We start from the raw sequence: 21,835 nt of genomic DNA on the forward strand, positions 1-21,835 counted from the left end.
CCTCCTGATCCACTGCCGCTGCTCTCGAGTGGACGACGACATCGGAGAAGCCACCGCGATCGTCGCAAGGGTGAAGCCGCAGAACCTTCCAACCCCGTTACCGCACGCCGAGAAACTTCGTGTTTGAATGATGACGCGCTCAGTAAGCGTGCAGTCACCTCCTGAGTGCTCAGCTCCGCTGCCTTGGCTCAACGATTGCATCCATATTGCTGGCTTGGTCGCCCCACCGATGTTGAGGGTTAGTAGTTTGTCGACGTCGGCAGGCTTGTCGACGGGCGACATCTTGGCCCAACAGGCGACGGTGCGACGGCGGGCGCCGCTGGCAATACGCAGCAGATAGGCCGATTTCACGGCCGTATGTCTTGAGTGATACATAGGTCACGGTTTAGTCCTTGATGAGCGCCAGAAATTCGCTACGCAGTATTTTGCTGTCGCGGAAACACGGCGCATGATGCTGGTCACCATAGTGGTTTCCGTCTCGCGAACGCCTCGCCACACGCACTGGTGCCGCGCCGTAACCATGACGGCCAACCCCTTCGGATTAATGTGGCCTCGAGCTCGTCTGCCAACATAATACGCTTCCTCTTGGATTGCGGGAGCGCCATGATCAAGTTGGCCACACGCACAACTTTGCTGATACCGATCACCGACACCAGGCAGCACGCCGACCCACATGCGGTGGAGCTTGTCGGGGCCGAACCTTCCCGAGCCGCCGGGCCGCAATGAGCCGAACGCGGCCGAGAGAAGCGCGCGGCGGGCGCCGGCGGTGAGGCCCGCGAGATCGGGGCAACCCGGCTCGCCGATCACGAGCGTCGGTTGCGGTGTGGAAAGGTCCGGGAGGCGCATCGAAAACCCTCAATGAAAATGCCAATGACCGGAACAAAGTGGTGCGAGCGCGCCGATCTCACGGTGATGGAGCCAAGCGCGTAGGTCTCTTGCAGGCAGCCCGCGCTTGGCAAGTTCCGTAGCCGCAGGGCTAGGTTTAAAGCGCTCGACGAACACCTGGCGCACGTACATCTTGGCTATCCGTTTTGCAGTCCCAGTCGTGTTGTGGTCGCGGCTAGTGTCGATAACCAAGCCTCAAGCAAGACTGCAAGTGCTGCTCGACTTCTGCTTGTACTATCTCACCCTCACCGGGCCGCAAGTATTCTGCGACATTGGCGTTTATTCCAAAGGACACGCCTGCGTCGAGCAGGCGTTTACGAGTTGCTTGCGTTGAGCTCATCAAACATCCTAGCCGGGCGCTTTGCCTCGCTCTCGCGCGAACAAGTTGATGTGCGGGCGCTTCTGCATTTCGGCAGTCCACATGATGCCCCTGGCGTCGGAACGGCCGCTTGTCGCCTCCCGATCTGCGATTACCTGCCGCGTGGCCTTGATATCCTGGATGAGTTCGAGACTTCCACCGTGTCGGCAGTATGGCCAGTCGAGCGATGCCATCCATTGTGCTGCGTAGCGCCTCCAACGTTCGAAGAATGACGGAGTTGTTTGATGGAATAGATAGCTTTCATCTGAACTCTTGACTGGTGACGGCGAGAGATCGCTGTTTTTGAAATGCATCCTTCACCGTCGCTGCAATCAACGTGCCGAAAACCGCCTTCCTCGTCTTGCTGCAAGAGAACAACACCGTGCGCTTTGCGAGCGCGCGCGGAAACATTTTACGCCCTGATGTCGGGGACCGGACATTAACGTCTTCAAGACGACCCGGCTGAAAACAGACATAGCGGCGTGAAAACATGAGCCGGTCCCCTTGCCGACCTCGCTTGCGTCTGCGCCATGTGCCTGAAAGTACATTCAGTGAAGCCTAGCCGAATCGCACGAGCTTCGTTCACAAACGCCCTCATTTATGTGACGCTTCAATAGCCTTCACTTTCCGTATCGATGCCGTCACGGAGCGTCTACCCATTGAAAGCTGCAACAACGGCGCACAGCGCTGTTCGCTCCGTGACATCAAGGAGATCGGAGCGTGCACGAATTCAATCAGCAAACAGGGCCCGATGGTCCCTCAGGTGGGGGTCCAGTTCACTGAACGTTTTGGTTCTTCAGCGTAGGGTTCGGACTGGCCGCTTGAGGATTGGACCAAGACATTCCCGCCGCGGCAACAGTCGCGTAACGCTCTTTGCTGCGGCTGCTAGGCGGAGCACCGCGGGATAGCCCCATCAGGCACCGTGCCCACCAAAGCTGACTTTTGGCGGCCGCGCTGTCGGAAGTCAGGCAGCCGGATCAGGGCGGCTGTTTCGAATCACACAGTTCGCTTGCCAAGCTCGGCGAAGCCTCCTGCCCGCGAAAGAGGACTTGGTACGAGCCTTGCTTGCTGAGGCGCAAAACCATGTGCTTCGCGCCAGTCGACGGATTACCTCCGCTCGGTGTCGGTTCCAGACATCGGATGTCTGCAACCGTACAGGGGGGAAAACAACAACATGCAACGGGCGACATCCATAATCGTCGGTCAAGGAGACATAGCATGTCCGGTGCTGCAGGCGCATTTCTGTTGCCTTCAAGCCGCTCACAAAGGCCGGTTTCCGATCAGCTCAAGCACATGGTGCCGAAGCTTGAAAACCGTGCACAGAGGGGGTTCGGCGTTGCCGCATCTATGCATGAAGAACGGTTTCAACATACAAAGTCATGCCGGCCAGCAGGCAAACTAGCAGATGTTGATTTCACTGAGCAGGACGCGCATTCCAGGCCGCATGTAGCTATAGCACACGTTCGCACTCCCTCTCACAGGGAGAAGAGTGACGCCGACTTCCAGCCCTTTGACAATCATAAAACCTCCCGCCGTCGTTTGACGGTTTGTTTGAACGGGGCTCTGGTCAACGCTGATGTGCCCTTTGAAGTCTGCTTTCTTTGCTGCCGCGGGGACATGAGGGAAACGGTCTTTCTGCGTTTACGTTCGAGATGCCGCCCCGTTGGCGGGCAAAAACGAGCAGACGAGACTTCGAATAGATTGATCGCCGATCTCACCTCAACGAAAACGTCTGCAGCATGAGGCCATGATGAAACCTGCTCTTGTATTCGATTGGAACGGCACTCTCCTCGACGACGCCGACGCCTTGCTACAAACGACGAACACCATTTTGGACCGCTTCGGCCGAGCTGCCATCGACATGCACACTTTTCGGGATCATTTCGATGTTCCACTTTCGGCTTTTTACCGCAATCTAGGAATGTCGGAGAGTGAAATCGAAACGGTCGATAGCCATGACAGCGCTATTTTTCACGACACTTACGAACCGCTGGCGAGCAAAGCCGAACTGCGCGAAGGCGCGCGTTGCATTTTGGAAACGGCACGTCAACAAGAGGTTCCCAGCATTATTGTTAGTAACCATATAGTCGATCCCCTTATTACCCAATTACGAAGACATGGAATCGACGATTGTGTCGCGGAGGTTCTGGCTTTTGAAAGCCGCGCTACTCAATATAAAAGCACAAGCAAAGGAGAGCGGCTTCATCTGTATATGCGAGCATACAATCTGAACCCCAGCTCAACGTTCATCATCGGGGACATGCCGGTCGAAACGGATATTGCACGCGAACTTGGCCTGATCAGCGTAGCCATTACGGGCGGATTTGTTTCCGAGACGCGTCTGCGAGCGGCGCAGCCGGATTATCTCATCGAGGACCATCATAAGCTGCTGCCCATTCTGCAGGAGCGTGGCGTTTTTCAGAACTCATAACGACGCAGAGCATGACTGAAAACCTCTACCGTCCATATCTTCCTGTTCTCCAGCGAAGCCTTCACACTGATGGCCGAAGCATCGGCTCTGGACGGACGAGGCCCAAACGAAGGTGCGCGCCTAATTAGTATTGGCCGATAGGGGACTTCGCCGTTCGAGTTTGTCAATCTGCAACCTGAGGCAGTCCGACTCAACACCCATTCCCTACGTCGAGGTCCTTCCAGACGGGCCGGTGTTGAAGACGTAAGACCCGCGCCGAGAAATTTCCTCTTGTCGGGAGCGCGCTTGCCGCGGCGCTGCCGTCGAGTTCTTATCCAGGAGCGTTAGAGCCTCGGAATTGTGCAGCGATGGGCATGCCTGATAGCGCCCACAAAGCTGCCCAGATTACTCGCGGACCGGTGCGGCAACTTCCGCTTCAAGCTTTGGCTGGTGCTTGAAGATCGCGTGGATCAAAGCTTGCGGCGGCTGCTCGGAAGCCTCCACCAGCAACGCTTTGTCAGCGCGCGCCGAGGGAGCGAAGACTCACCTGATCACGGTCGGCGAGACCACATTTGGAATCGTCCTCGAGACCCGCGTCCTGTGCGTTCCATTTCACCATTGGCGCGCGGGCGGCTCGTAGCGCATGCGGCCATGGCGCCGCGGCGAATCTGGTGGTGGCCTCGAGAATCGTAATGAGATACGGGCTGGTAAGCAGAACCTGGACACCGCCTTCGGCACGTCGTTCCGTTTGGATTGTGCGCACGGTTAGGTCTAGTGCTCTGATCTTGCCGACGTAGGTCAGCCGTAGCATCCCAAGCCGCTTCGCAATCCGGGTCCCACCTGGGCGGTGTCACCGTCGATGGTTTGCTTGCCGGTAAAGATGAAGTCGGCGGTCCATGCTCCTTACGAACTTTTCGGATGGCGGCTGCCAATGCGTAAGTTATCACCAGAGTATCAGAACCAGCGAAGCGCCGGTCAATGAGCAGAACGGCTCGATCGGCGCCGAATGTCAGCGCCTTGGGTACAATCGCCGTCCATCAAGATGCTCACGCAGCATGGACATCAAAAATAAGATTGAGGCGGATCGCCACAATGACGGCTTGGATCCGGCTGGTCGCGCCCAGCTTTCGCATCGCGTTCTTAAGATGAAAGTTCACCGTATTCTCGCTGATTTGTAATATCCTCCCGATTTCCCAAGACGATTTGCCCTCTGCCACCCACCCTAGACAATCTAATTCCCGCTGTGATAGCGCAACTCTCATATTGCAGTTATCTTCCGCCGGACGTGTGATCTCCACACAAGCGGTGTGAAAGTGCCAGGCTAGTGCGTTCAGATGGCCTTTGGAATGTTGAGGATCGGCATCGTCGAACCGAGATGCAAACGATACGACCGATAATCGACCCAATGGCCCAAACAATGGTACACTCATGCCGTGCTTGAGACCGGCCTCTCTGGCCTCATCAAGTACGCGCCTTTCGTCGGGCTGTAGTTGATATTGCTCGGCGAGTTGATCCCACAGAAACGGCCGCGAAAGCGTCGGCGTCCGCCGGACCACCGGATCGATTTTGTGGTACTTTCGCTTAAAATATCGTTCACACCACTCGGGCGGCCACTTAACGGCCACGGCGGGCGGCGGATACTCCGGTAGGCGAAGTGGCTCTGCGAAATTGAGCGCTCCGTAAGAGACTTCGCTGAAGCCTTCGTCGCTGGCACAGCTCACAAGAAGCTCGAAAAGCGATCGGAGCGATTGCGTTCGCGTCGCGCATTCGGTGAAGCTGAAAAGATCCATTTTGGGCGCCTCAGCGGGCTGACCCAAGAGGTCGGTATTGCGCCGCTCGATTGAGCTTGTTTTAAGCGGAGGCAAGTTCCAATCCGTCGCCGAGCCGCTCCGCGGTCCCGAGCTCAACGAGCCTGGTGTCACCGCGGATGTTCGGCTTGCCGGCGAGCATGAAAAGAAGTGGGCCAAGGTCGTGCACGATCTACGGATCTGCATCGTCAGCCCCCAACTGATCTTCACCGCGCCGGCACCGACGATAGCCGGGTCGATGAGCAGCCCAACAGACTCGTCGCGCAAGTTTGGCTCCTTGCATGAACAATGCGCGGCGTCTGGGTGGCTTAGTCGCACGCCTTCGACGCGAACAATTCTTAAGGGTTGAGCGCGACCGGCCCTCGTGGTGCAAGACGATGTTCGTCGGGGGGATACCCCGATATGCCGGCAGTCGGAAATTCTGTTTGGTGCAGAGGGCACTTTGCATACGCATCTCCGGAAGGGAGAGAACCTAGGGATGAGAACAGCAAGGGTCGTACCAGTTGCACCGCTCCAAAAAATCGGGTTTAACGACAATGACTTGAGAGAATTGGGATAGCTGCCTCGAGCGCGTGCGTTGAAGAATTCGCGACAACAGGAGGAAAGCCGACAGCGCCATTTGGCTTAATTGTTCGTGACGATTGCCTGATTGGCTTTTTCTCTTGGGTGTGACCGGTGCCCCTGAATCGCTCATTATTGCGTGTCGCTTGCCAATAAACTGAAAACGAGCGAAAACGTTCAAGGACAGCGCATGCAGGCTGTCTGAATCCTCTGTGAGCCGAATCCGCTCTGGCCGACCAACACATGCACTTCTGAGGCACTGACGGGAGATGAGCGCTCGTCTGTCTAGTTGCGCGCCGACGCTTCAATCTGTCACTGCCGCTGTTAGCGGCTTACCGACGTTTCTCAGGACAGCGGCGCGGCAGTTGACAAACATCTGCTTCGTGTACTTCTCGCCGAAGTAATCCAGTACGAAGGTGCCTGTATAGTCCGGATCATCGCCCACGCTGCGGATTAGGTTGTCGAGAATCTCACCGATTTCGGAAATGCGCTCGCAGTAACGGGCACGGAGAACATTAACAGCGTTCATCGAGTGAACTGCCTCGTCGGCAACCACCTCTCTCAGGCAACGAAGGAAGCTGCTGCCAAGTCCGGCATAGAACTCTCTATCCGCAGCATAGGCGCGGCAAGTACACATCTCATCAAATGCGATCATTACGATCAGAGAGAATTCGTCCTTCAAGTATTCATTGATTGCAGAAAAACTATGCGATCGAGCCTCCAATCTGTCTCGAAGATCTTTTTCGGATTCACCAGCGACAAGCTCCATGATCCGGATGAAACTATCGGTGTGACGCTCTTCATCCGCGGCCCAGGCACTAATAAACGCCTCAGCTTCGTTGGTGGCGATCAGATTTCGGTTGAACACTTCTTGTTTTAAGTGCCTCGCGTCGTATTCAGTATACAACTCTGGCCACAACTTGTGCCGACGTGCGCGCACAATCGATGGTCCGGCCGTGAACATGGCCGGCGTCAACTCATCGAAAATGTCTTTTGGATTCCAGTTCCGTCGAATCGGCGCAATCATCCGACTGTCCTTCTCTGTGAGCAGCCTGGCAGACGGCGCTCGCAAAGCACACTTGCTCCACACCAAGTATGCTGTCGCCCCCTCGTTTTGGTGGGCAATTTCGAGACGGAACTCATCAAACGGTTTGAAACTCGCGATCATCAACAGAAGCTCATGGGGACGGTCAACGTTTTATAGTTCGCGTGTAGTGTAGGCTGCGGCATCCCATCGCTTTCTTTGCAAACCGCTCCCTTTGCTTGCGCGGCAGGCGAACTGGGGGTCGCGGCGGCTTCCCGGCGTGCGTCAAAGCAGAGAGCCGACTGAAGGAATTCTGGCCGATTTGGTGGCCGCCGCAGGAGCTTCGCTCGGATGTGAAGGAGCATGAGCCAAGCTGGGACCATCAGCTATGACGGGTAAACCGGACTTGACCTCCCAACGCCTTTGACCGCCCCTTTTGACCCGATCCAGGCGTTCAGCCCTGACGACATCGTTCGCGGCATGGCGCCCCGCGGCTGCCAAGGAGATTCTCGAACTGCATTTGGAGCGGCCTACGCCATTCTACCTAACGAATATCGACGCAGGTGGCGGTGGCGCGCGATGCCCAACATTGAATGATTTCACTTCGCATGGAGTTGCGAGGGGTCGGCCTGCTTCTGGAGCAGCAAGCCGAGCTTGCGTGCCTTCTTCCTTACTGAGGTGATATGGCGATCGAGCCCCGGCTATATCGAAGGCCACGCGAATGGTCAAAGCAGGAGGCGCAGCGATTGATAGCTCTCGCGCGTCAGAAAACCTGCGCCGTCGGACCCGGTATCTGGGTTGGACTCCGCCCGGCGCCGACAGTGCGGTCGCGATGTGTGTCTCTGTCCTAATTCCCACATTTGCGAACAAAAGCGCAGCCGTTTGTCGCCCCTCGGACAGACGGGCCAAATCCGCTCGGCTCCAACTTCACTATTGGAAGCAGTCATCGGTTGGGGAGACGAAATGGAACATTTCCTATTAATTGAAATGACGCGCGACAAATATGTCGAGCGGTGCAAGCAGCGGGCATTCGATCATCTCGACCGAGCTGATCTTAGGAACTCGGTTGCCTCGTTTGTGCGCAATATGAACGCGCTTCCCGATTGCGAGTTGCCAAACTACTTGGAAATGCTTGGCGGTTCGCTTCTGACGGCGAACGATGCGCTCGGCCGGAGAACGCTCATTGAGGGATTGAGGTGATGGTCCGATGATCAAGCCAGCGAGGGTCTGGGCCCGCTCAATTTCTTGGGAAGGGGATGGCGCACTACCGAGCTTACCTTTTAGATCACGACCGCCACGTTATAAGCGCGGCCAATTTGCAGTGTGCCGACGAGCAAAAAGCACAGGAACGTGCTCAGCAGCTAGTTGATGCCATCGACATCGAGCTATGGCAACTCGACGGACGTATTGCGGTGTGTTTGAAGCCGCCACAAGCCGAGCCTCGCACGTGGCAGGACAGGCAAGACCGCGGCGCCCTACAGACAAACGAAGCGTGCGTGAAAGTTAAGCGCGCGTCTCAGTCCTAGGCTTCGGTTGATTGCGGATCACAGGCGCGGGATAGTTAGGGAAGACGCCCGGCATGGGCTGCAAGTTGCCGACGTAGCGATTGACCACGCGGAAGATGGCTCTTGAGCACTCCCACACGGAGCAGGTTTGCGGGCGCGGTCAACTACCAACCCTCGCAATTGATCTAGATGACGGAAGCAGGTCACCTATCGATTGATGAAATCGGCCGGTCTACACGTTAGGCCCGTCATCACAAGGAATTGGCATGCAAGACCGATTAGCATCTGTTCGCGCCAACGGCCCCGATCAATCCGCTGGTTCCTCACCTGCTGAAATGCTGCGGGCCGAAATCTGTTGCCGCAGCGAGCTATCGTTCCTCATGGAAGCGCATGATGGTCTCTCCGCCGCAATCGCTGAGCGCGCGGGGTTCAAAGGCCTCTGGGCGTCCGGCCTGTCAATTGCCTGCTCCCTGGGCTACCGCGATGCCAACGAAGCGTCGTGGAGCCAACTCGTAGATGTAGTCGAGCGGATCGTGGACTCGAGCGGACTGCCTGTGCTCGTTGACGGAGATGGCGGCTTCGGGAATTTCAACAACGCGCGCCTCGTGACACGCAGCCTCCGTCAGCGTGGAGCAGCCGGCGTGGCGCTCGAGGACAGTTGCTTTCCGAAGATGAACTCGTTTGTTGGGCATCGGCACCCCCTCGCCGATATCGACGAATTCTCTGGCCGCCTCCGGGCAGTGAAGGATACAGTCGCGGACGACTTGATCTTGGTGGCAAGGACCGAGGCGTTGATTGCTGGGCATGAGATGGACGAAGCACTTTCGCGCGCTCACGCCTACGCCGACGCGGGAGCCGATGCGATCCTCATTCATTCGCGAAGGAGCACCGCGGACGAAGTCCTTTCGTTCGCGCGCGCTTGGCAGAACAGACTGCCGGTCGTGATCGTTCCGACGAAATACTATCGAACACCGATTTCTGTATACCGAGAAGCCAGCATCTCTACGGTGATCTGGGCCAACCAGTCTATGCGAGCGGCAATAGCGGCAATGCGTCAAGTCTGCGGTCGCATCATCGCTGAGGAAAGCACCGCGAGCATTGAGCCGCACATCGCTACTCTCGAGGAAGTCTTCGAACTGTTCAAGTACGACGAACTCGCCCGTGCGGAAACGCGATATTTGCGTCCCGACGCTGAACTGCGCAAATAGGGTTTCGTCGACACAGGAGCGCATTTTCGTTGTCCACCTACTGTCCTGGACTTCCTCCTAGCTGGCCAAGTTCGACTGCAATCTCAAATGCCTAACCATTGCACTGAGATGTCCTGAGATAGCGTAGCCCGCCTCACTCAACCGAAATGCGCACTTTGCCATCTCGGCAGCTCGAGGCACCGGATCCACCGCCTCCCTTCTCTCTGGTGAAAGGACCGACGAGAACCATTTGTCTGTCTTAACGCTTGGGCTCCATTTTCAGATGGCTCCGGCAGACCTGATCTCGCTTCAGCACGCTAAAGCTGGCGCAAGAAGTCCGTCGGTGTTTCACCTTAGAGGCGCGACGAAAAAGGAACTAAACTGTGACCGATGCTCCCAAGAACGCCATCATTCTCGCCGCTGGCTGCGGCTCCCGCCTGCGTCCTCTGACAGATCTGCGGCCGAAGTCGCTGGTCGAGGTCAACGGCACTTCGATTCTTCACAACGCTCTACACAATCTGGAATCTGTTGGCGTGGAAGAGGTGACGATCGTGGTGGGTTACCGCAAAGACGCCATTCAATATGCCTGCGGTAGCAACTTTGGCGAACTCAAAATCAAATATGTCGAGTCGACCGTCTTCGACCGCACCGGAAGCGCCTATTCTTTGTGGCTGGCGCGCGACGCTCTTCTCTCCGGAGACTGCTTTCTTCTCGAGGGCGACGTCTTTTTCGAAGAGGATGCGCTGCGACACTTGATGGTCTGCCGCGGGACCGACGTAGCTGCAGTCGTTCCCTTCGATGATTCAATGGAAGGGTCGGCCGTCCTGTTGTCGCAGAACGGCTTCATCTCAGGCTTTCGATTGAAGCAAACCGCGGCAAATCTTGTCGCGGATGGCCCAAAGCTTTTCAAGACGATGAACCTGCTACGGCTTTCAGCGCCGACACTCAAGGCAACGATCGTTCCGACACTGGACGATATCATCACCGCTGGAGCTAGGCAGACCTACACCGAAGAACTTTTGGGTTATCTGATAGCGAGGCGAGGCCTACAGCTCGCCGCGGCGCAATGCGACGGCCTCAGCTGGTACGAAATTGATAATGCTGACGATTTGGAGATTGCCGAGCGCATTTTCAAGGACCGAACGAATGCCTACGCGGCGAGACGTCATTTGCAAACGAGGTGAGAGTTCAATGCTGAAATACCTTTGGGATCCAGCGAACGCGATAACGATCACAGGTCTTCTCTTTTCCTCCGCCAGCCTGTTTTTAGCTCTCTCTGACCGCCTGGAGCTATCTGTGGCAGCGGCGCTTTGGGCTGTTCTATCGGACCACCTGGACGGGTTTGTGGCAGGTCGCACGAAAGGTCGGGATCCAGATGTCGCAAAAATGGGAGCGAGCCTCGACGGCTTTGCAGATATCGTCTATGGAGCCGTTGTGCCTGCGGCAGTTGTGGTACAAGTCAGCCAAGCTTCACAAGTCGCGTTTGCGACCGCAACCGCTCTACTGGTGACGGGAGCAATACGGCTTAGCTACTTTGCGAACTTTGGCAGGTCGCGTGATGGACGGTTCTTGGGCATCCCCTTATCATACGACGTGCCGCTCCTGGCGCTTCTATTTCTTTTTAAGCCTCTTATTCCTGCTGAAGCATTTCCGGATTTCGTGAACATTGCCTTCTTGCTGCTCGCTATAGCGCATGTCGCGCCTCTTCGCGTGCCACCACTCAGCGCAACAATGTATACGGCAATAAGCATCTTCGCCGTCGCGTCATCGGTGCTTTTAGCCAGTCGCTCCTTTTGATGGCGGATGGAAGTATGATCCAGCGACTGGCCTTCTTGGGCTTGCAGGCTTCACTTCCATGCAGGTCACATGATGACGTGTAGTCTCGCCAACCCCGGCGTGCACCAGACTTGTTGCCGAGAACATCTCCGCACGGATCGGCACTGCTCGATGCTTGTTCGCCGGGAGCTTGTCGGGAGATCGCGACCATCCTACGATTTTCGTTTGCCCTGAAACGTTGAGCTAGTCGCACTCATGAACAGCGCAGCACAAATCGCCGTATCCCTTAGGCCGGACGAGGTTTCTGACCTGGTCAACCGATTCCCCGGCGGCTATTGGAAATATGACATCAAGGACTTCGTCCTTCTGGTAAATCCGTATTTTCCGCCGCAGGCGTTCCTTGACGAACTTAAGAACGCTCTACCGCGGCTTATTACTTGCTATCCCTCTCCTAATGCGCAGCTGGTCCAGCTTCTTGCGGATGCGGTGAAGACGCCGGCTAGTAATCTTGTCATTTGCAATGGCGTGGCTGAACTGATTCCCATCCTCCTTGGCCGACTGGGTATGCGGATTGCTGTCCCGGTCCCAACCTTCAATCCCTATGAAACCACCGCCTTGCCCGGGCGGTTGTCACGCTTTTTCCTGTCACCGCCAGATTTTGAACTCGATGTGCACCGCTATGCAGCATTTGCGCGTGCAAATGGTGTCGACGGCGCAGTCGTGATATCGCCGAATAATCCCACTTCGCGGATGGTTCCCTATGCGGATTTACTATATCTGGCTTCCGCGCTTCGAGCTCAACAGCAACTCCTACTGATCGACGAGTCATTTATCGAGTTTAGTGAGCTCGGGCGACGTGCAAGCCTGGAAAATCACTTGCTGGAATTTCCCAACGTGATCGTTCTCAAAAGCCTTGGAAAGATTTACGGGACATGCGGTTTACGGGTCGGGTATGCGGCATCAGCAAATGTACAGACGATGGACGAAATTAGAGCCGCCCTCCCCACGTGGAATGTTAATACGTTTGCTGAGTTTTTTCTAAGCAAGCTTCCTCACCTGGCGCACGCTGCAAAGCAGAGTTGGGTGAGGGTGGGCAGCGACAGGGACAAACTATACGCAGACCTGCGCAGCATCGACGGAATGAGAGTTCTGAAGCCCGACGCAAATTTCGTGTTCTGCGAACTCCCGCCCCATTGGCCGGATGGGGACGTGATCGCCCAAACACTTTTAAAAGATAGACGGATATTGATCAGGCACAATGGCGGCAAGACTCTTCAGAATGGTAAACGATTCTTGCGCATCGCAAGCCGCACTGAAGACGACAATAGGCTTTTGGTGGAAGCACTGAAAGACATCTCTGATTAGCGCAACCGACGCCGGTACTAAGCCTTCTCATGGCTGATCCAGAAGGAAAGAAACTTTAGTTGGGGCCAGAGCTGCAATCACAGAACACTGCATTACGCTTTTCGTCTATCTGGTCCGTCGAGCGGAATCAAAGCAGATCAAGGCGCCGCGGCAACCACATCGCGGTTCTCTTCGCGCGGTCGGCAACCACAATCTTCCAGCGCGGATCGGCTATGTACAGCACTCTTCATGCTTACCTAATCTGGTATGCGACACAAGAGCGCGTCCGCGCTGGCGGACGGAAGTCCGCCACGCTCGACTAATAAGGCGCGAAACTTGCCCCATCGGGTCACATGCCCGTCCTCAAGCCACGCACACTGAGTCTGCTGTCCAAGTGCGAGCGTCGTTCTCCCGAACAAGCCTCATCATTTCCACCTTCGCGATGTTCTACCTCGCCCACCGGGCGTTGACCGTCTGAAAGCGGGTTCTCCCGATTCTCGGAACGAGGTATCTGCATTAAGTCGTCATGCGCTCGTCTATTGGTGTTGCCATCTCGTAGTCCGCCTGCCTCAGGCCGCGAGCGACAGCTTCCGTTCCTTGTAGTCTCGCCCCCGACAATCGATAATCCTTGGTAACTCCATGTCCCGTTGCGCCCCTTGGCCGACGCGATGCCGAGTTCGGCCAGGTGCCCGCGCAGTGCATTGCTCAACATTGGTAGGCTGGCGCACCAGCGATTGTCGAGTCCGGTGCAGCATCAAAACGGCTGCTGCTCCGTCGTCTCTTGACCGGGACAAAACGCATCGACGGCCGCGTCACAACCTCACAGATTGCAGCCGCATCATTCGCATCGTTCTTACTGCGGTTGAGGTAGGCCTTCACATAGCTCGGAGGTGTCAGTCTGACCGTATGTCCAAGCGCCTGAAGTTCGCGGCCCCAATGATGCGCTGACGGTCATGCTTCGATCCCAACCAAACAACGTGGCTGCTGGCAAAAATACTCCAGCACCTTTGCCCGACTTACCCGCTTCATCAGGACCGCGCGCGTGACATCGATCCGATGCACCTGGAACAGCGACTTCGCCAAATCCAGACCAATCGTGCTAACCTCGCCCATGGACGCCTCCCTCAACGGGCAGAATCACGCTTCCCAGCACGCCCGGCATGTTCCGGCGGTACCAACTTGGTCGGCTTGGCGATGTCAGGCGTGCTGAGCAACATCGCTGATGTCCCGACTGGTCACAAGTATGAACTGCAGATGAGGCAGTGACGATCATCTTCGAGACCGGCCGGTCCAGTGGCCCGCCGCAGCCTTGAGCAGCGGCATGCCATCGAGCGCCGGTTCGTCGGGCTCGACCAGATACGCCAGCAAGGCGCCAGGTGTATTGCGTTCGATTTTAGCCAGATCAGCGCGGCGGTGGTGACGATTACTCACAGTGATACCTCGTCGTCTCCCGCAATCGTTTCTGTCACCCAGTTTGTCGTCGTAGCAAGCCATCTGGTGGTGCCTTGCGTGGCGGGCGTGGCGCGCGGCGGTGCATCATGCTGTAACGCGAGCTGTAACGCCAAACGCTCGCGGCATGCGCGCGTTCTGCACGCCCCCGAACAGAACCGCGAGCTGGAGCGCTGCAGCGTTTAAGCCCTGCCGCACTGCTCGCACTTCCTGCACCGTTCCGGAGGACTCTCGCCCTCGTCACGAACGTGGAAGACACGGCGGCTCGTGTGTCGGGCATCGAACCTGAACTCACGACGACGCTCCGGCAAAACACCCAGACGCTGGGATAATCGACGAGCAGCGGTGGGCTGACGTGTGACTGCTGGCTCGCCTCGATTCAGAACGGCACAGCCGGGGTCAAAATCTCAAACAAGGTAAATGCCGCCAAGCCCAACCGCTCGGCGCCCAGAGGGAGCGGCTTGCGTCAACATCCGGGAATTCTGCGGCTGACAAGCGGCTTGGAACGACTTCCCGATTGCAAAGTTTCCTGTTGCCCTTTGCCAGCGGGTGGCTGCCTTTCCCAAGGGGCAGCCTCAAGACAGCCCCAGCTTCACCGCCCTGAAGCTGGGGTCCTTTTGCTCTCTCAATGGTCTCGGACCGCGCTGACCGAAGCAGCCACCCTGCGGCAATTTGCCTGACGTATTGAAATCCGATATTTACCCATGATAGTTTTCACTTTTACGCTCGCGCTATTTGCTCTGAAGCCGTCCTGATAGTGCTTTTTGTGCTGGGGAGGACATTATGCGAAGCTCTCGCCCAATCTTTTGTGCTCGACGACTTGGTGAACTCATTTCTCAGCTCTCAGAGTTGGAAGATCTTCGAGATCTGGTCGAAGAAGCTGAGCGAAGCGCCCGAGGTGTGCCTCCACTACGCTGGACACATCCTCCGTCGCGCCGCGTTCGACGTGGTGAACGGGTCGCTTTGTCTGTTCGCCTCCGTCGCCACGCGGCACTAAGGGGGAATGCAGGAGCTATCAGCTCCCCCTGACAACGACAACCAAGTCGATTGGGCTTTGCCGGAGCCATTCCTGGACGGATGGTGGGCTTCCTCCTAAGCCTCTCCAAACGCTGGCTTGACCAAGAGATTGATCGAATGCTGGTGGACTACCCACCGAGAGAAGACACCTGACAGCCCTTCGGACTATTCTTATCGTGGCCATAGCCCATGCAACAGAAGGGCCGTTCGCCAATGGACGAATTCGCGATGCTTCTCGCCGAGCTGGACCGGTGCAAGGCGGAATTTCAGCACCTGCAGAACGAACCCAATCTCGCGACCGGCGCCGGGCCGACCGACATAGTAGCGCTTCAACACGCGGCCCGCCGGATGAGCGGCATCGCAGCCCGCCTCGAGGCTTTGACGCGCGCCATCTCGAAAGGTACGGCCAGCGGAGTACATTGAGCACTCCCCTCCCTTCCCTTGAAGGGAGTGAAGGCAACCGTCGAGAAGGCGACCTACGAACGCCATTACGGGGCTATGACCCGAATCGGGAAGAATAGCGCCACAATCACGAGACAAACGCCAAGTCCAGAGATCGCAAGGTTCATCGCAATCCAAAACTGATTCAGACGTAGAACACTCAGTTTCGGAAATTCTCGCGTGTTGTCATCATCCGCGATCCGTCTGATGCTTCTCAGAGGTGACCCTGGAAGCAGCGCATCATAGGCATCACGATAGCCCCGTGCGCGCCGCGTGTGTAGCTGTATCCGCTCGTATTGCTTCGCGGAAAACACTGCTCCGAACATGCCGAGCAGAACGAGTAGCAGTGCAGGCGGCAGGTCCAAAGGACTCAGCGTCTTGTCCGAAGTCATGAAGGCGATGACTGCGCCCGAAATGCCTATGAATGTAGATGCTACCGCCGCTCGTTGCGTCTCGTGATGACGCGCTTGGATCGAATTCTCTGAGTACATTTTCCAATGCGCATCGCGCAAAGTGGAGTCGTGTTCATCAGGCACTGGACCCTCCCGGCGTAGGAGCGAGTTTCCCAAAATGAACTGCAATTAATGCTTTAGACCACAACATTAGCAGAAATGCCACAGGTTGATAGTCCCTATGTGCTCACCCCTGAAGGGAGTCTAGCCGAAAATCTGCACCGGAATAGCGCCGCTGTTATTGGGGTCCACCCGTATACTTGTCAACCGTCGACATGAGCGGCTTCGAGGTCGACAGATTGAACATCAGCCCGAACCGACCATCGGGACCAGTCTTGTCCGGCTCGTCGATCAGCTCGTAGAGATCGATCCACTCGATGAACGAATACTGAGAGAATTTCGCCAGCATCGCATCCAGGTTTGAGTTGCAGGCCGACATCGACGCAGACGTCGAGGTGTTGACGAACGTTGAGTCGTAGATCTCGGCGCCGTTCATCTCATTGATGGCGACTGGAACGCCGTAGCTCGACAGCTTTGTGAACAGGTTGAAATTGGGACGAACTCCGCCCCAGTAGTTCGTCGGGTCCAGGCCGGCATGCTCGTAATAGTGATAGCCGAGCACATCGACCTTGACGCCATTCGCCTTCATGAAGTCGATGTAGCCGAACATCGTCGATGTGGTGCCGACGATGCGCCGAAGGTTTCTGCCGGTGTCGCGGCGTACCTGCTCGATCGCGTCCGACATTCCCCGCAAGAGATTGGCGAAGTCGGCCATCGACGGATATGCAGCGAACTCGGCAGAGGTCCACCCCTTGCCGAACAACGGAGAGCCGTTGCCATCACGCACGGTCAGATTGATCTCATTACCAAGTTCCCAGTCGCCGACTGAAGATGCGAACTGCCGAACAAACGCCAGGGTCCGATTGTAGCCCTGGGAGTAGATCGCAGCAGCTTCGCCGGCAGGATACTTGCCGGCGTCGGTCTTGTCGCCCCACATTAGCGGAAGCGCCAGAACAGGTTCAAGAGTGACGCCATAGTTGGCGGCAAGGCCTACGATCGAGGTGAAGCGCGTCGCTACCCATGGATCAGTGTCAGCCGCCAGAGGAATGGTCAGGCGGTATCGCTTGAGTTTATGTGCGGCGAGCGTCTTGAAGACGTCCTCGTCATTGATCTGGCGGTACGCCCCGGAGGCGAACATGGAGTGGCCATTGACGCCGATTTGAACTGTCAAGTCTTGTTCCTTGATTGCGCGAGGAAAGAAGAGGACGCCCGACGTTTTGCAGCAGATCTGATTTCGGGCGCGGCGGGGTAAAGGAGGAGAAACCCCCGCCGCAGTCGGTCCTTAGCAGTCAGTCGCGCTCTGTGTCGCAGCTCCCTATTCTGTACTCCGAGTATGGTTGTATTTTGGCCAACTCTCCCTGAGGGAGTGAACGCTAGACCTGCCGCCCGTATGGGCAGGTAGCCTCAAGTTTCGGCGAACGATGATATTCGCGCCGTGCTAGCTTTCGGCATTCCCGCACGGTTGGCGGAGGAAGCGGACCGGCACCTGACAAAGTGCAAAGTTCAATGCGGCTAAAAATGTGCGCTGTTTCACAAAAGTGCACAGACTGCCGGGCTAAAGTCATACACGCTTACTTTCCCTCGTACGTTGCGCCTGCACTATTTTTTGGCTTTCATTGTTTTGTGTTGGAGGCATTGATGAAGAGCTCTCGCGGTCTCCTTTTTGCCCAGCGGTTGAACGAACTCAATTCTCGGCTCTCAGAATTGGAAGAACTTCGAGAGCGGATCAAAGAAGCGGAGCGACGCGCCTGCGGTGCACCGTCACTACAATCGACACCAAAGCTCCGAAGTCTCGCGAATATCGATATCTGTCCTGACACTCGTAACCGGGCACGCGCCGCTTCTATGCGACGGAGTTCCCGAAGGGCGCGACCGGCGCCCTAATGGAGTGGCCGGATTCACCTATGAAAATGCTGGAACTGGAGAGGACTGCGACGCTGCGGCCATTCCCATCGTTCCAAGTATTGCGGGTCGCTCCATGGTTTCAGCCGATCAGTCGAACGAGAACACCGTTGTCGCTACGCAGTTGCCGATCGCGGGCAATTGGCGCCTTTTCGAGTGGATTTGGGGAGTGAGCTTTTTCCTCAGCATCATGCTGGCGATGGCGGGATGGCTCTACGTGCTGGGCACGCTTTCCATCAAAGTTGTCTATTGGCTAGCTTCCTAGCAGCTTCGCGCGACGCGCCCATTGCCGTGAAGATTACCATTAAAATTTGACCGAGATTTTAGAACCGTCCTTCAGCGGTCTTCCGGTACGCTGTTTGAGCATTCATCAGTGGAGGCACTCATGAGATATCTACCTGACCATGGCCTGCCCCTTGTTCAACTCAAAGAGCGTCGCCGCGAATGGTCGTGGCGCTGCAGAGCCGCATCGGCCCGATCAGCGATGACGAACTGCAGAAGATTGCAGCCATACAGCAGACCAGCTCAGCTTTCGAGGATGTCATCGCAGATCTCGACACGGAATGCCTTGATCGGGCGGCTTGAGACGAGCCAATCAGGCTTGCGCACGCCCCGGATCTGGATAAGGATCATGCCGCTACCGGCTCGCGTATTGGGTGGCCGCCCCACCTTTTATTAGGACCATTGGCAGGCCGCCGTCATCCCCAGGATGACGGCGGTATGATTCAGGGGCGACGAGCTAGCCTAGTAGCGCGAGCACTCTCAATGCCGCGCAGCCGATGATTCCCCAAATCGCAAGGCTAATCAGCAGCGCATCGCTCATCGCGTCCATCCTGCGTATCCCCTGGTGCAGAGTGGCGGTGGTTCGAAGAAGTGACCAGAAATTCCCGTTGTGCGCCGCAAGGCCAGCACGTACTCGCCTCCCAACGAGAGAGCCAATACCCTGAGGGAGTGGAAGGACTGCCATCTGCGCCAACCAGATCGCATCGACAGTCGCGCAGATGACGACAATCTTACGCAATAACCTTTACGAACAAACTATGCGTCTACTTACCGAGGAGAGCGAACCGCATGTTGCTAGCCAACATAGATTCAGCCAAAGACTAACACTGGCTGGAGGCAAGGCCGAGGGAACGGCTGATGCCAAGAACTATCCAGGAACAACTGGACCAGGTGGAACGTGATATCAAACTTTACACTGAATTCGATAAGGCCGAAAAAGCTCGCTTCGATCGCGAGTGTTACCTCTGGACCGCGGAAGACCGCATCGAGTGGCAGGAGACGCAGCTTTCCAATGCTCAATATCTTCGCGAACTAAACGACGAGCGCGTTGCGTTGCTTAAGCGGCTAAAGGGGTGAGCGGCTGTTGGCGCAGCGCGGTGCCCTGAAGGGAGTGGACCGCCTGTCCTGAGGGAGTGGACGGTTGGCGAGGGGAGATTTACGCTGCGATTGTCCAGCCGAGAGGAACCCTAAGTAACTTTCTCACGTAAACACTTCTAAGATGGCATTTTCGGAGAAGACCCATGGCCAACGCGAACCTCGCAAACCCGTTTGCCAGCTGCTCAATGAAGCTGAAGCGCGCTCATTCCCATACGGAGGCTTTCGCGAGAGAGTTTAAGGCACTCGACGGGACTGATTTTGCTGCAATGTATGTAAATTATAATCGCGCCAGCGGTGATTTCGACCTTAAGTGGGGCGGATCGCAGCCCTTCATTGTCGATCTACAACTCACCGTCGCAGACTCGCTTTACAATCTTCGGTCGGCATTGGACCAAGCAGCATGTGTATGCGCAGAATTAGGCGGCCAAGCTGCAGACGGAACGTACTTCCCCCATGGGAAAGATGCGGCACATTTCGAAAAGAATTTAGAGAAGCAATGTCGCAGGGTACCCCAACATTTCGTGCAGATTATTCGTGAATGCGAGCCATACTGTGGGGCACAGGGATACCTAATCCGTGCCCTGCACGAGCTAAACATCGTAGACAAGCATCGCCGTCTTATCCAGCAAGATTTCGCGATGCAAGAGGTGCATATCGATCAACAAGTCGAATCGACCCCCGAAGGTCTTGTCATCCTTCCGCCCGTGCATTGGAGCAGCGAAGCGGCCGCGAAAGATGAAGACACCATCGAAAACTCAAAAGACGGAGTGCGTTTTAGCTGTTCGCTCTCGTTTGGAGAAGTCGAAGTCCTCCGAAGCCGGCCGGTCGAGTAGTGATGGAGGAAATGGCGGCCTGCGTTCAGCAGATTATCGAAAAGCTAGGAAAATCCGCTCTCTCGCAGCCATGACCATACCGAAATGCCTGCACCTATGTAGTTCGTTTGATGCACCGCCCTGGGAGATTGTTCTCGGAAAGGCACTGTCCAGAAGGGAGTGGACACAGCTTGCTCAGGGCTCGTAGGATCAAGCACTCAGGAGAGGCCAGATGCCTGTTGCAAAGCCCTTTCAGCGGAATTTTCGAGGAATCGCAGATGGACCGAACTCGGGTTACAGCAGCTTGGCCTACATCCTCGATCGCGACTACGCGAGAGACGCCGAACATTATGTTCGTGCACTGACACTGATCCAGGACGATCTTCGTTCAATATTCGAATACGTCGAACCAAGCGCCGAGTGCATGAGCGCCTACTCGTTCCGGATCCACTCGCTCTTCATGCGGACCTGCATCGAGATTGAAGCAAATTTCAAGGCGATCCTAGCCGAGAACAATTGCAGCCGCAGCGGCCGGCAATTGAATATGGTCGACTATCGAAGGGTAGATGCTACACACCACCTGTCGTCCATGTTACCTATTTGGAGCGGTTCGCCGCCGACCTTGCGACCTTTCGAACAGTGGCGACCTCTACGTGGACTTCCGAGTCCCCACGGAAAGGGCGCCCCAATTTCCTGGTACCAAGATTACAACACCAGCAAGCATGATAGGCACGATGCTTTCAAGAAGGCTAATTTGAAGAATCTGATCCTGTCCGTCGCCGGTCTGCTGGTGATCGTCACGTCTCAGTTTGGTGCACACGATTTCGGCGCTGGCACACCAGCAATTGTTTGGTCCAACGGCTATCAGCCGATGCGCGCTTCGATCGGCGAGCTATTCAGAGTCAACTATCCCACCGACTGGGCCGAAGATGAAATCTACAACTTCAACTGGTCGGATATCAAAGATCAACCGAACCGGTTCGGGCGCATCGACTTCGACGCCATACCCGCTTAAGCGACGTGACGCGCGATGGACGATGCACGAATAGTCAAACTAGCTCTTCGATTCAGCTCGCCTCAGGCCCAAAGCGCTCAACGAGGCGGCCAGTGTCTCTTGAGCCTGTTGCGTCGTGTAGCTGTCTCGCGTCGTCATGGTTACGATCAGAGCTGCCGCTGCCGCGATAGCTTCTGCTTCACTGACTGGCCCAGCCACCCCCTGCACAGGCCAGGTCGCAACTGGCATATTGCCTGGCAAACTCTGAATTACCGAGAGTTCGCCGCCGTCGTAGGGACGACCGCCAAACCAGTACGTTGCCGCATCGCCGATGTCGCCGCTTTGATTTGCCGGCTGGCTGACATTCTGCGAGACGGCCGGATTGTCTCCTACCCAAAGGGCGAGCACGACGTTGATTGTGTTCTTGTTCGCAGCAGAAATAAGAGTCACACCATAGTGAGCGGTCATGA

At 56.4% G+C, this 21,835-nt stretch carries 20 protein-coding genes and 2 pseudogenes; 14 read left to right on the plus strand and 8 right to left on the minus strand.

Annotated elements, in window-relative coordinates; translation table 11 throughout:
* Positions 1–1,504 precede the first annotated feature (1,504 nt).
* A complete protein-coding gene (locus tag IVA93_RS31080; RefSeq protein WP_157642938.1) occupies positions 1,505–1,735 on the minus strand; it encodes a hypothetical protein in 231 nt (76 codons plus the stop codon).
* A 726-nt stretch (positions 1,736–2,461) separates the two neighbouring features.
* Between IVA93_RS31080 and IVA93_RS31085 the strand changes: the two genes are divergently transcribed.
* Both IVA93_RS31085 and IVA93_RS31090 read left to right on the plus strand, forming a co-directional pair.
* Entirely contained in the window at positions 2,462–2,986 is a 525-nt protein-coding gene (locus IVA93_RS31085; protein ID WP_247337000.1) for a class II glutamine amidotransferase domain-containing protein, read from the plus strand.
* 4 nt (positions 2,987–2,990) lie between these two features.
* Entirely contained in the window at positions 2,991–3,674 is a 684-nt protein-coding gene (locus tag IVA93_RS31090) for an HAD family hydrolase (protein ID WP_018455426.1), read from the plus strand.
* 384 nt (positions 3,675–4,058) lie between these two features.
* Here the strand turns inward: IVA93_RS31090 and IVA93_RS31095 are convergent.
* From IVA93_RS31095 to IVA93_RS31105, 3 genes and pseudogenes are all read right to left on the minus strand, one after another.
* A pseudogene (locus IVA93_RS31095) lies at positions 4,059–4,672 on the minus strand (electron transfer flavoprotein subunit beta/FixA family protein); the annotation flags it as partial.
* A gap of 27 nt (positions 4,673–4,699) precedes the next feature.
* Positions 4,700–5,443, minus strand: a complete 744-nt coding sequence (locus IVA93_RS31100; RefSeq protein WP_247298780.1) for a LuxR family transcriptional regulator — start codon at positions 5,441–5,443, stop codon at positions 4,700–4,702.
* An 883-nt stretch (positions 5,444–6,326) separates the two neighbouring features.
* Entirely contained in the window at positions 6,327–7,190 is an 864-nt protein-coding gene (locus tag IVA93_RS31105) for a hypothetical protein (RefSeq protein ID WP_247789333.1), read from the minus strand.
* Positions 7,191–8,009: 819 nt separating this feature from the next.
* Here IVA93_RS31105 and IVA93_RS31110 point away from each other — a divergent pair.
* The 5 genes from IVA93_RS31110 to IVA93_RS31130 all read left to right on the plus strand — a co-directional run bounded on the left by IVA93_RS31110 (position 8,010) and on the right by IVA93_RS31130 (position 12,879).
* Positions 8,010–8,246 (plus strand): hypothetical protein, encoded by a 237-nt coding sequence (locus tag IVA93_RS31110; RefSeq protein ID WP_247789334.1) that lies wholly within the window; start codon positions 8,010–8,012, stop codon positions 8,244–8,246.
* Between the two features lie 640 nt (positions 8,247–8,886).
* Positions 8,887–9,759 (plus strand): phosphoenolpyruvate mutase, encoded by an 873-nt coding sequence (aepX, locus tag IVA93_RS31115; RefSeq protein WP_018455418.1) that lies wholly within the window; start codon positions 8,887–8,889, stop codon positions 9,757–9,759.
* Positions 9,760–10,121: 362 nt separating this feature from the next.
* Positions 10,122–10,922, plus strand: a complete 801-nt coding sequence (locus IVA93_RS31120; RefSeq protein WP_018455417.1) for a phosphocholine cytidylyltransferase family protein — start codon at positions 10,122–10,124, stop codon at positions 10,920–10,922.
* A 7-nt stretch (positions 10,923–10,929) separates the two neighbouring features.
* Positions 10,930–11,535, plus strand: a complete 606-nt coding sequence (locus IVA93_RS31125) for a CDP-alcohol phosphatidyltransferase family protein (RefSeq protein WP_018455416.1) — start codon at positions 10,930–10,932, stop codon at positions 11,533–11,535.
* A 234-nt stretch (positions 11,536–11,769) separates the two neighbouring features.
* On the plus strand, positions 11,770–12,879 hold the full coding sequence (locus IVA93_RS31130; RefSeq protein WP_247480119.1) for a pyridoxal phosphate-dependent aminotransferase: 1,110 nt from the start codon (positions 11,770–11,772) through the stop codon (positions 12,877–12,879).
* 631 nt (positions 12,880–13,510) lie between these two features.
* Here IVA93_RS31130 and IVA93_RS31135 read toward each other — a convergent pair.
* Positions 13,511–13,971, minus strand: a pseudogene (locus tag IVA93_RS31135) (IS110 family transposase); the annotation flags it as partial.
* A 180-nt stretch (positions 13,972–14,151) separates the two neighbouring features.
* Between IVA93_RS31135 and IVA93_RS31140 the strand changes: the two are divergent.
* Positions 14,152–14,493 (plus strand): hypothetical protein, encoded by a 342-nt coding sequence (locus tag IVA93_RS31140; RefSeq protein WP_247369948.1) that lies wholly within the window; start codon positions 14,152–14,154, stop codon positions 14,491–14,493.
* A gap of 1,044 nt (positions 14,494–15,537) precedes the next feature.
* On the plus strand, positions 15,538–15,747 hold the full coding sequence (locus IVA93_RS31145) for a hypothetical protein (protein ID WP_247789335.1): 210 nt from the start codon (positions 15,538–15,540) through the stop codon (positions 15,745–15,747).
* A 65-nt stretch (positions 15,748–15,812) separates the two neighbouring features.
* On the opposite strand, the gene IVA93_RS31150 is transcribed toward IVA93_RS31145, so the two are convergent.
* Together IVA93_RS31150 and IVA93_RS31155 are read right to left on the minus strand one after the other, a co-directional pair.
* Entirely contained in the window at positions 15,813–16,301 is a 489-nt protein-coding gene (locus IVA93_RS31150; RefSeq protein WP_157642934.1) for a hypothetical protein, read from the minus strand.
* 154 nt (positions 16,302–16,455) lie between these two features.
* Entirely contained in the window at positions 16,456–17,448 is a 993-nt protein-coding gene (locus IVA93_RS31155) for a hypothetical protein (RefSeq protein ID WP_247369942.1), read from the minus strand.
* Positions 17,449–18,165: 717 nt separating this feature from the next.
* On the opposite strand from IVA93_RS31155, the gene IVA93_RS31160 reads away from it, so the two are divergent.
* The 5 genes from IVA93_RS31160 to IVA93_RS31180 all read left to right on the plus strand — a co-directional run bounded on the left by IVA93_RS31160 (position 18,166) and on the right by IVA93_RS31180 (position 21,386).
* Entirely contained in the window at positions 18,166–18,444 is a 279-nt protein-coding gene (locus IVA93_RS31160; protein WP_247789337.1) for a hypothetical protein, read from the plus strand.
* A 179-nt stretch (positions 18,445–18,623) separates the two neighbouring features.
* Entirely contained in the window at positions 18,624–18,764 is a 141-nt protein-coding gene (locus IVA93_RS31165; protein ID WP_247284137.1) for a hypothetical protein, read from the plus strand.
* A 555-nt stretch (positions 18,765–19,319) separates the two neighbouring features.
* Positions 19,320–19,538: a hypothetical protein gene (locus IVA93_RS31170; protein ID WP_247338593.1), complete on the plus strand. Its 219-nt coding sequence runs from the start codon at positions 19,320–19,322 to the stop codon at positions 19,536–19,538.
* A 164-nt stretch (positions 19,539–19,702) separates the two neighbouring features.
* Positions 19,703–20,392, plus strand: a complete 690-nt coding sequence (locus tag IVA93_RS31175; RefSeq protein ID WP_247789339.1) for a hypothetical protein — start codon at positions 19,703–19,705, stop codon at positions 20,390–20,392.
* 211 nt (positions 20,393–20,603) lie between these two features.
* The gene (locus IVA93_RS31180; protein ID WP_247789341.1) at positions 20,604–21,386 is read left to right on the plus strand and encodes a hypothetical protein; all 783 of its coding nucleotides are present in this window, start codon (positions 20,604–20,606) and stop codon (positions 21,384–21,386) included.
* 39 nt (positions 21,387–21,425) lie between these two features.
* Here the strand turns inward: IVA93_RS31180 and IVA93_RS31185 are convergent, their stop codons facing one another.
* Positions 21,426–21,833, minus strand: a complete 408-nt coding sequence (locus tag IVA93_RS31185) for a hypothetical protein (protein ID WP_247480125.1) — start codon at positions 21,831–21,833, stop codon at positions 21,426–21,428.
* Between the last annotated feature and the right edge of the window lie 2 nt (positions 21,834–21,835).

This window comes from Bradyrhizobium sp. 155 (assembly GCF_023101105.1).
Classification (GTDB): Bacteria; Pseudomonadota; Alphaproteobacteria; order Rhizobiales; family Xanthobacteraceae; genus Bradyrhizobium; species Bradyrhizobium canariense_D.